We start from the raw sequence: 1,508 nt of genomic DNA, 5'->3' as shown, positions 1-1,508 counted from the left end.
ACAACTGGTACACCAGCGGTGCGTCCATCCCGGTCCTCTCGTACTAAGGACAGCTCCTCTCAAATTTCCTACGCCCGCGACGGATAGGGACCGAACTGTCTCACGACGTTCTGAACCCAGCTCGCGTACCGCTTTAATGGGCGAACAGCCCAACCCTTGGGACCGACTACAGCCCCAGGATGCGATGAGCCGACATCGAGGTGCCAAACCTCCCCGTCGATGTGGACTCTTGGGGGAGATAAGCCTGTTATCCCCGGGGTAGCTTTTATCCGTTGAGCGATGGCCCTTCCATTCGGAACCACCGGATCACTAAGCCCGACTTTCGTCCCTGCTCGACTTGTAGGTCTCGCAGTCAAGCTCCCTTCTGCCTTTACACTCTACGAATGATTTCCAACCATTCTGAGGGAACCTTTGGGCGCCTCCGTTACGCTTTGGGAGGCGACCGCCCCAGTCAAACTGCCCACCTGACACTGTCTCCCACCCCGATCAGGGGTGCGGGTTAGAATCTCAGTACGACAAGGGTGGTATCCCAACGGCGACTCCACCTAGACTGGCGTCCAGGCTTCTCAGTCTCCCACCTATGCTGTACATGTCGCACCAACATTCAATATCAGGCTGCAGTAAAGCTCCACGGGGTCTTTCCGTCCTGTCGCGGGTAACCTGCATCTTCACAGGTACTATGATTTCACCGGGTCTCTCGTTGAGACAGTGCCCAAGTCGTTACACCTTTCGTGCGGGTCGGAACTTACCCGACAAGGAATTTCGCTACCTTAGGACCGTTATAGTTACGGCCGCCGTTTACTGGGGCTTCGGTTCGCACCTTCGCTTGCGCTAAGCGCTCCCCTTAACCTTCCAGCACCGGGCAGGTGTCAGCCCCTATACTTCGCCTTACGGCTTCGCAGAGACCTGTGTTTTTGATAAACAGTCGCTTGGGCCTTTTCACTGCGGCTCCCCTGGGCTATTCACCCGAGGGAGCACCCCTTCTCCCGAAGTTACGGGGTCATTTTGCCGAGTTCCTTAACGAGAGTTCTCCCGCGCACCTTAGGATTCTCTCCTCGCCTACCTGTGTCGGTTTGCGGTACGGGCACCTCTCACCTCGCTAGAGGCTTTTCTTGGCAGTGTGGAATCAGGCACTTCGGTACTATATTTCCCTCGCCATCACAGCTCAGCCTACTCAAGCGGATTTGCCTACTTGAGGCGCCTAACTGCTTGGACGCGCACAACCAGTCGCGCGCTGACCCTATCCTCCTGCGTCCCCCCATTGCTCAAACGGTGAGGAGGTGGTACAGGAATATCAACCTGTTGTCCATCGCCTACGCCTTTCGGCCTCGGCTTAGGTCCCGACTAACCCTGAGCGGACGAGCCTTCCTCAGGAAACCTTAGGCTTTCGGTGCAGAGGATTCTCACCTCTGTTTTCGCTACTCACACCGGCATTCTCACTTCTAAGCGCTCCACTAGTCCTTCCGGTCTAGCTTCGACGCCCTTAGAACGCTCCCCTACCGACGACG

Annotated in this window: 1 rRNA gene; it reads right to left on the bottom strand. The window is 56.7% G+C overall.

Annotation, left to right across the window (positions count from 1 at the left end):
- Positions 1-1,508 (bottom strand): 23S ribosomal RNA (locus tag K1I43_RS15365); the annotation flags it as partial.

Source organism: Anoxybacillus sp. ST70 (assembly GCF_019553625.1).
Classification (GTDB): domain Bacteria; phylum Bacillota; class Bacilli; order Bacillales; family Anoxybacillaceae; genus Anoxybacillus; species Anoxybacillus gonensis.
Note: the sequence above shows the minus strand (reverse complement) of the source record. Positions and strands in the feature narration are given on the sequence as shown.